The sequence below is a fragment of the Roseinatronobacter ekhonensis genome (genome assembly GCF_900499075.1).
In the GTDB taxonomy this organism is placed as follows: domain Bacteria; phylum Pseudomonadota; class Alphaproteobacteria; order Rhodobacterales; family Rhodobacteraceae; genus Roseinatronobacter; species Roseinatronobacter ekhonensis.
Genome location: NZ_UIHC01000075.1, coordinates 1 through 8576, shown reverse-complemented (window position 1 = coordinate 8576; position 8576 = coordinate 1). Strand labels below are relative to the sequence as shown.

6 protein-coding genes and 1 pseudogene are annotated in these 8576 nt (G+C 54.8%); 4 read left to right on the top strand and 3 right to left on the bottom strand.

The window, feature by feature from the left end; genetic code table 11:
• Positions 1-296: 296 nt before the first annotated feature.
• Positions 297-1706: a mercuric reductase gene (locus tag ROE7235_RS17840; protein ID WP_093925636.1), complete on the bottom strand. Its 1410-nt coding sequence runs from the start codon at positions 1704-1706 to the stop codon at positions 297-299.
• 817 nt (positions 1707-2523) lie between these two features.
• Between ROE7235_RS17840 and ROE7235_RS17835 the strand changes: the two genes are divergently transcribed.
• The 4 genes from ROE7235_RS17835 (at position 2524) to ROE7235_RS17820 (ending at position 5604) form a co-directional block, all read left to right on the top strand.
• Positions 2524-2811, top strand: a complete 288-nt coding sequence (locus ROE7235_RS17835) for a sll1863 family stress response protein (RefSeq protein WP_245766462.1) — start codon at positions 2524-2526, stop codon at positions 2809-2811.
• 46 nt (positions 2812-2857) lie between these two features.
• On the top strand, positions 2858-3346 hold the full coding sequence (locus tag ROE7235_RS17830) for a bacterioferritin (RefSeq protein ID WP_093925548.1): 489 nt from the start codon (positions 2858-2860) through the stop codon (positions 3344-3346).
• 142 nt (positions 3347-3488) lie between these two features.
• Positions 3489-4265 carry a PRC-barrel domain-containing protein gene (locus ROE7235_RS17825; RefSeq protein ID WP_093925547.1) on the top strand — a complete coding sequence of 259 codons (777 nt, stop codon included), beginning with the start codon at positions 3489-3491 and terminating at the stop codon, positions 4263-4265.
• Positions 4266-4584: 319 nt separating this feature from the next.
• Positions 4585-5604, top strand: a complete 1020-nt coding sequence (locus ROE7235_RS17820; RefSeq protein WP_093925546.1) for an IS110 family RNA-guided transposase — start codon at positions 4585-4587, stop codon at positions 5602-5604.
• 414 nt (positions 5605-6018) lie between these two features.
• Here ROE7235_RS17820 and ROE7235_RS17810 read toward each other — a convergent pair whose 3' ends face one another.
• Positions 6019-7893: an SLC13 family permease gene (locus ROE7235_RS17810; RefSeq protein ID WP_121096998.1), complete on the bottom strand. Its 1875-nt coding sequence runs from the start codon at positions 7891-7893 to the stop codon at positions 6019-6021.
• A gap of 175 nt (positions 7894-8068) precedes the next feature.
• Positions 8069-8375: pseudogene (locus ROE7235_RS17805) on the bottom strand (transposase family protein); the annotation flags it as partial.
• Positions 8376-8576: the final 201 nt, after the last annotated feature.

Sequence of the window (8576 nt, the reverse complement as noted above, 5' to 3'; positions counted from 1 at the left end):
GCAGCGCCTCAAGCGCCACAGCAGCTTTAAACTTGTCTGAAAAGTTCCGTCGCTTTGTCATTCTCGTATCCATTCGTGCGCGTTGGATACATCTTAGCACGCTGTCCAAATTTGCCGGACCACTTCAGACATCATGAAGTCAGCATTCTCTTCGCCAGGCACGCCGTAAATACGGGTTATGCCTTCTACCTCGAGGCAACGAATAAACAGGTCGGATGCTTTCATACAATTTTCCTTTCATTGCTTGGTCGCGTGGTCATGGAGTGGTGGTAGGGTGTTCAAGCCAATTGAAACCTTCAGACGACGCTCAAACGCTTTAGTCCCGCCAAAACCGTCGGCAACAGTTCGGCCACGGTTGGATGGATGGGCAGGGCCTGCTGCAGGACCCGGTAGCTGGATTTCGTTGCCATGAAGTTGGTAATGACGGCAATCACCTCGTCAGCCGAAATGCCAATTATCGACGCCCCCAGTATCTGCTCGGTCTCACCATCGACGATCAGTCGGATCAGCCCGGCGGTCTCACCCTCTTCCTTTGCGCGGGCGACGTCCGACATCATGCGCTCTGCGGTCAGAATATGTTGCCCATTTTTGGCCGCCAGACATGCATCGGCAAGGTTCATCCCCACCCGACCAAGCGGTGGATCAGTGAACATGGCGTAAGTTGTGGGCCGTTCGTCGGCGTCCCGCCATTGATGCAGTGAACCTACGTTTTGGGCCGAGTTTGCAAGGACAATCTGGTGGTCGTGATAGCTAGTATGGGTAAAGGCGCCGCGCTTGTTGATGTCACCTAAGGCCCAGATGCCATTGACGTTTGTCTGCAACTGCGCATCAGTTTCGATAAAGCCATTGTCGTCAGTATTCACCCCAACATTGTCAAGATTTAGCCTGTCACTGTTTGGCACTCTGCCAGTGGCAAAAAGCAGATGTGTTCCTTCGATGCGTTGATTGTCGTCGAGAATAACTGCGACGCCGCTGTCCAATTTTTCGACACAGGTTATCTCGACATTGTTCATGACACGAATATCTTCGTTCTCGACAAACTCCTGAATGATGGCAGACACATCTTCATCCTCGCGGGAGGCCAGTCGGGCGCTGCTGTTGAGTATGGTCACCTGCGCCCCGAGGCGGCGGAAAATCTGCCCCATTTCCAGCCCGATGTAGCTACCCCCGACGACAATCAAATGCGCCGGGCATTCGGTCAGTTCCAAGAGGCTGACATTATCCAGGTAGGGCACGGCCTCCACGCCCTTGATTGATGGAATCGAGGCGCGCGTGCCGGTGTTGATGTAGACCTTGTCGGCCGTGACAGTCTGATCGCCAATCTGCAGGGTAAACCTACCGTTATCGTGACCAGCGAACGCGCCCCATCCGCGCAGGATCTCTACGTTTTCCGAACCCTCAAGCCCGCTCTCGAGCCCCGCACGGGAGGTCTGAACCCGGTCACGCATGCGCGCCATCGCCGCCGCGAAATCGACCGTCACGTCACCCACGCCAATTCCAAAATCGGCCGCCCGCCGTGCCAAATGCGCGACCCGCGCCGACTTGCGCAATGTTTTGGTCGGCGTACATCCATAATTGACGCAAGATCCACCCATCAGATTGCCTTCGACCATGGCAACAGATTCCCCGCCATCAGCGAGAAACATTGCCAAGGCTGGCCCAGCTTGGCCTGCTCCAATAATTGCGGTATCAAAATGCTTGGGCATGATTGGTCCTCACTTCTGTTTGTTGTCTGGTCGGCTTTCCCCAAGTTTTTCGGCATCGAAACGTGCAATTTGGGTAGGTGCAATCATGTCCTGCCGCTGAAACTTTGTCGTTCAATCAGGTGCCGTCGGTACGATGCTGTTGGGCACCTGTTCAAAAATGGCTTTTGACTGGCGTTTTGTTCCGTACACCAGTGCCAAGACGAAATGGCTAAAACCAACTGATCTTAGTGGGTTGGCACCGGCGATACTGTGGCACATTTGACCATGCCGGACGATTGCGAGAAATATCGTTAGCTCAGGGTCGGCACCACCTAAACTCCAAGATCCCTACGGCAAGTTTCGCGAACGGGTGCTGATCCGTGTTAGTCTCCGGCGGCCTCATTTCCGATCAGATGAAAACACAATAGTCGCATCTGACCGCCAGCAGGATTTCACCGGAGGGTCCGCTGATTTGGATCAGAGCGCTACTGTCTGGAAACCGGTACTGTTGTTAAACGTAGGGCACCCTCTGAAGAACCTGAGAAGCGTCGCAGTAAAGTGAGCTGCATAGCCTCTTTTATAACGCCTGAACGCAGAATGCTATTGATCGGGTTTGCCAAGAGATCGTGGACGCGAGCGCGGGCATGGTACCGGTTTCTATAGCAAAGGCGCAGCAGGCGATATGACCCTGATAGGGGCGCTCAAACTGAGTTTTGTTGGGCATGATCGACATCAGTGCAGAGTGTGGACGGCGTGTTACTTTCAGGAATTCCCATAAGTAGGAGTCATGATAGGCGCGCATTGGTGCTCAAGCCGATATCAGCAAGGAGACAAATACATGATTAATTCAGAAGCTCAATTTGAGAAATTTGAAAGCCAACTCGCCGAATGGAAGGCTCAAGTCGCACAGCTTGAAGCTAAGGCTGCGGGTGCCGCCGCGGAGGCAAAGCCCGCTTATCTGCGCGAAGTCGAAGAGCTGAAGGAAAAATTCGCAAAGAGCCAGAAGCAATATGACGATGTCCGCAAAGCACAAGAAAACGGGGCAACCGATGACCTGAGTGGACTGCAATCTACTTGGCATGATCTTGGTGTTGCGGTTGGCAAGGCGATGGGTCGTTTCGGTTAATTAATCTGCCTACCCAAGCAAATTTGGTAACAAAGGACTGAACCCAATGACCAAAAGCAATACCAGCAAGAGCATCGAGAACCTTCAAACCGCGCTGTCGATGGAACTGACAGCGATCCAGCAATATCTTCTGCACACCCATGTTTTGGACGACTGGGGGCTTGATCGATTGGCCAAAAGAATGCGCGAAGAAATGAGCGAGGAACTGGGCCATGCCGGTCGTTTTATCGATCGAATTCTTTATCTTGAGGGAATGCCCAAAGTAGAAGCCGCCAAGGCACCGATCCAGGCAAAAGGACTCGACGCGCTGTTTCGCGCTGATCTTGGCGAGGAACGCGGTGCGGTGCAGTTCTACACGCAGGCAGCACGAGACGCGGCTAATGACAGTGACATCGGCACCAGTCGCCTGTTTGAGGACATAGCGATCGAAGAAGAATGTCACGTTGATTGGCTGACCCGCCAGATGAGTTTGCTCGAGAAAATGGGCGAACCTACCTACATGCTTTCCCAGATGGAAGATCCCCAGGCGGCTTGACCAAAAACAGTCGTTTCAATGCTGGGCGGAATACAAACGATTAATACGAGGTCAAGACCACGGTTAGTTTACCGTAGCGTCCCATCTTTTCAACAATTGGCGGGGCCATGCGTTTTGGCTGCTGCAGGAAGGACATCGAAAAATGACAGAATTCGTATCGAAAACCGCAAACAACGCTGCAGATACCCCAGGGTCTCCGGTTCTATTCGCAATGACCGATATGCTGCGTCACAAGGCCTCCGCAAAGGACGTGCGTTTCCCAATTAAGGAAATTTTCTTTGATGCAGGGCAGGGCCTCTTGCAATTTGTCGCTCTCGACGTCGGCGGGTGGTTCGATGATCTCGAGGTGGTAGTTTCAACGCGTTTGATGGGCGAACCTGACGAAAGCAATCGTGAGTGGCCAGTTGAAATCAGTCCCGACGCCATCAAAGCCGCGCCAGAATGGTCCGACCCTAAAGTCTTCGGGCACACGGCGATGGCGGAGATGCCGCCGATCATGGTTGGTCCATTGGGCGGGGGCTACGCTGGTTTCGCCACTCTCAATTGGCATGAGACACAAGACGGTCCAGAGATCCCCGGAAATCGGAAAGTGGACGGATTTGCGCGCCTTAGTGACTGGGTGGGCTTGCCGGTCTTTGGTCATGACGACGAAGTCGGTACCGTGATCGATATCTTGTTCGATCCTAAGACTGGATCCCTATCGCATCTGGTGATCGACACCGGTGGGGCGATTTCTGCACAGCAGATGGTTGTTCCATATGATCGGCTGCTTCATCTGGCCAAGGGCGGCAGTCATGTGGTGATGAACGTTACTGAGAAACTGCTACGCGAAGCGCCGGCGCTCGAGCACTTTGATATGCTCAACCGTTCATGGCTGGACACGCTGCGGGCTTACTATCAGCTGGCACCAAGGCTTTGAATAGCGGGTCCTAATAGTCCTGACTAACGTTGTGATTTTCATGGTGATCGGCACACCATGGATTTTAGTTGGTGGGTAATTTACATAAACTCAACAGTGTCCCGCTGGTTCGTCTAGGTTACAATCCGATGGTCGACCTCGGCCATACCAGCCGCGCCATTATCGGCCTAACCGGACCGAAGCTGTATTTTTGGGCGTCTTAAAGAACAAGTCGGCAACATCTTGGGTTAGCTGATGGTGTGGATGGCTCCTGCTCCAACCGACGTCGCAATGCGTCATACTGCAGATGTCACAACCTGCAAATGAGAGAAGCCACCCCATGCAAGTTACCACAATCGGCCTTGATCTGGCCAAGAACATTTTTCAAGTTCACGGGATCACCAAAGACGACGAGGTCGCCTTCAATCGACCTTTGAGACGGGCGCAGTTGTTGTCTTTCTTCTCCAAGCTTGAGCCCTGCTTGATTGGTATGGAGGCTTGCAGCAGCGCGCATCATTGGGCACGCGAGCTGACTAAATTCGGGCATGACGTTCGGTTGATCCCACCGATATACGTGAAGCCATATGTGAAACGCGGCAAGTCTGACGCCATCGATGCGGAAGCCATTTGTGAAGCAGTTACCCGACCTACAATGCGTTTTGTGGCGATCAAGACCGTCGAACAACAATCCCTATTGTCGGTCCATCGTGCGCGGAGCCTCTTGGTTCGCCAGCGGACCCAACTCATCAATGGTCTACGCGGAATGGTCGCCGAATTTGGTGTGTATATCGCGCGAGGTCTCGCACGGGTCATCAGTTTTTCCGAGGACATACTGGCTGGTGAGGTTTTGGATCTGCCTGATATCGCGAACGACGTGATCCACAATCTGTGCGAGCAGCTCACGGCATTGCATACTCGTCTGCGCTGGTACGAGGAGCGCCTGAAGCAGATTGCCAAGGAAGACGCGCGTGTGCGGTTGTTGCGTACCATCCCAGGCGTTGGTGCTGTGACGGCGTCCGCGATCATCGCCAGCATTGGAGATGGGCATCAGTTCAGCAATGGCCGCGAGTTTGCAGCATGGCTTGGTTTGACGCCTGCGAATAAATCCAGCGGCGGTAAAGAGAAGCTGGGCCACATTACAAAAATGGGTGATCAATACTTACGATCATTGTTGGTCGTTGGCATGACATCACTTGTCCGACAGACCAAATCGCACCCGGAGCGCGCAAGTAAGTGGCTGATATCGCTGCTGGAGCGAAAACCCGCGCGCTTGGCGACTGTCGCTATGGCCAACAAAACGGCAAGGATCGTCTGGACAGTTCTAACTCGCAACCAACCTTACACCCCACACAAGGCCTAAAGGAGAAAGAACAAAGAGTTAGCAAGACCCGCGAGATGATGGTGCATAAGTCTGCCGCCAAAACCGAGACACCCCGTCGAAGGTCCCGGGCGCAATTGCCCGCTAAGCTGTAAGGGACTTGGTTTGCGGAACCCATCAGGGCCAGCGGTCAAAACCGCGCAAACAGGCCGGACACATGACTGCTTCTGACAAATGCACAAATCGGATCAAAAATGTCTTGCTATGCAGGAGCCATCCACACATGACCTTCGCCGCAGAGCGCGCGAACTGTTTGATTCGGACTTTTATGCCATTCAGCAGATGTCCATGCTTTGAAAATTCAGTTAATTATCCAGCTTACATCACAGCGTGGGAGTGCTGGAGCATTCCCGACTCCATGGGCCAATTGATTGTGCAAGGCCTGTCCATGCAGATTTACATTGGCCAGACGATCAACAACAGCGGAATACTGACGACGACCACGATAACCTCGACCAGAAGTCCCAACCGCCAATAATCACCGAACCGGAAACCACCGGGGCCAAGGATGAGCGTGTTGTTCTGATGCCCGATTGGCGTGAGAAAGGCGCAGGACGCGCCAATCGCGACAGCCATCAGGAAGCTGTCAGGATTGACGCCAAGTGTTGCGGCAATGCCAAGGGCGATGGGACACAAGATGGCCGCAGTAGCGGCGTTGTTCATCACGTCTGACAGGAACATGGTGGTGATCAACACCACTGCCAACGCGGCGACAGGGTTACCCTGCGCGATGGTTTCGACCAGAAACCGCGCCAGTTGATCGGCGGCCCCAGTCGTCTGCATCGCCCCCGCAACTGGGATCAGGGCTGCTAGCAACACGATGATCGGCCAGTCGATAGAGGTATAAATCCGCCGCAAAGGTACAGTGCGCAAAAGCATCGAGGCCAGAACCCCAAGCGCAAAAGCCACGGCGGCAGGCAGCAGTCCCAGCGTCACAATACCGACCGCACCGAACGTGATCACCCCGGCGATGACTGCCATACGCTTGTCAGGGATGCGCAATTCGCGCTCGCCCAGCGGCACGCAGCCCGTATCTTTAATGAATTCAGCAATCATCTCGACCGGGCCTTGGATGAGCAGCAGATCGCCGGATTTCAACTTCAGATTGCGAAGCCGCGCCTGCGGCGGGCGCCCTTCGCGCGAAACGGCTAACAGATTGAGCCCATAGCGAGTCCGCAGCCACAGGTCACTGGACGAACGCCCGACAATGGTCGAGCCTGGCAGAACGGCCAGTTCTCGCAGCACAATATCCTCATCGCGATCATCGCTCTCGTCTGTGTCCTCGGCCTTGTCATCCTTTTTTGTAGCCGTTTCCGCTTTGGCCGCTTGCGATGTCTTTTTGGACGCGCCGTCTGTCTTCTCGCCTTCTCCGTCCGATGACGTTTTCTCCTCTTCCAGCTTAATGCCGAAGACCGACAGCGCCTCGGCCAGCGCGTCGACATTGGCCTGCAGCGCCAGAATGTCACCCGCGTGAATACGACGCCCGCCATGTGGCGCTGTTATGCGCACCTCATTGCGCACCAGACCGATGATCTGTGCACCACTGTCCTCTATTTCGGCCTCGAAGTCTCGCAAGGTCAGGCCGACTGCCTTGCCTTTCTCGGGTATGCGCACCTCGGTCAGATAGGCACCGGTGTCAAAACCGTCACCAACGTCAGATTTGCGCGCAGGCACCAGCCGCCAGCCAATGACAGCGACGAAGAGAACGCCCAAGGCCGCAACGACCACGCCCACAGGGGCGAAGTCGAACATGGCGAATTGGCCCAGCCCGGCCTCTTCCCGAAAGCCCGAAACGATAAGGTTAGGCGGCGTGCCCACCAGCGTGGTCATGCCCCCCAGAATTGTGCCGAAGGCAAGTGGCATCAGCACCTGTCCAGGCGTTAGATCCAGCCGTCCCGACAGCTGCACTGCGATTGGCATCAAAAGCGCCATCGCCCCCACGTTGTTCATGAAGCCTGACAGCGCCGCGCCCAGCCCAATCAGCGCCAGCATAGTTGTCATCCGCCCTGCATCGCGCGGCAGGATGCTGCGCGCCAGCCAATCCACAGCACCGGTATTTCGCAACCCCTGGCTGAGCACCAACACACAGGCCACCGTGATCACCGCAGGGTGGCTGAAGCCCGCAAATGCCACGCCCGCCGGAACTAATCCTGTGATGACGCAGGTCAGGAGTGCCGCCAACGCCACCACGTCATGGCGGAACCGCCCCCACAAAAACAGCGCCATCATAGCCGCGAGAATGGTGAAAATCAGGAGTTGGGAGCCGGTCATGGAAATAGCTTTCTTGCTCGGGTTGCCCTGCAAGAGTCAGAACAAGGCTGTTGATTCAAAGGCGCGTTTAAAAGGCGGGGCACGCCAGAAGCCGCCAAAATTGTTTCAGGCATGGCCAGCACGAAAAGTGCAATGACCCGGATCGCCACTGCAGCCATGACGATGATTTTACAGGCTGCAAGGTTGTAAACTCGTTAGCACCGAACTTTTCCTTTCGGATCATATGCGTGGTTCCGATCCCGGCGAATATAGTGGTGGCCGAATGGAAGGCTTTGAAGTGAAGCATCGGGCTGGTGATCCGCATCGAGGATGTCGTTGAGATATTTGACCTGCAGAGTCTTGATGTCCCGTCCCGCTTTTGTGAGTTTCAGGATCACGTTCAGGCTCTGTAAGCCAGCCAGATTGTGGCTGCATTTATCAATGAAACCGCGCTCTGGAACGCCACTTCCTGCAATTGCACGCTCGAAGAACCGCTGAGTGGCGACCGTAACGCAGAGCTCAGCGGGGAGAACTTTACCACTCGACGGCTCACGATGCATGACTCCTCCTGCCAAAGGAGAAACGCGCGAAAGTTGGTGATGCCCTGAGGGGCGGCATATCATGGCGGTGTTCAGACGCCGTCAATTCTCAGTCGAGAAAGGGATATGCCACATGCCAGAGACTACCATCACTGAACTGCCCGA

Coding starts and splice junctions, on each gene's coding strand:
- ROE7235_RS17840 (WP_093925636.1), bottom strand. CDS start 1,706: ATGCCCAAGCATTTTGATACCGCAATTATTGGAGCAGGCCAAGCTGGG.
- ROE7235_RS17835 (WP_245766462.1), top strand. CDS start 2,524: ATGATTAATTCAGAAGCTCAATTTGAGAAATTTGAAAGCCAACTCGCC.
- ROE7235_RS17830 (WP_093925548.1), top strand. CDS start 2,858: ATGACCAAAAGCAATACCAGCAAGAGCATCGAGAACCTTCAAACCGCG.
- ROE7235_RS17825 (WP_093925547.1), top strand. CDS start 3,489: ATGACAGAATTCGTATCGAAAACCGCAAACAACGCTGCAGATACCCCA.
- ROE7235_RS17820 (WP_093925546.1), top strand. CDS start 4,585: ATGCAAGTTACCACAATCGGCCTTGATCTGGCCAAGAACATTTTTCAA.
- ROE7235_RS17810 (WP_121096998.1), bottom strand. CDS start 7,893: ATGACCGGCTCCCAACTCCTGATTTTCACCATTCTCGCGGCTATGATG.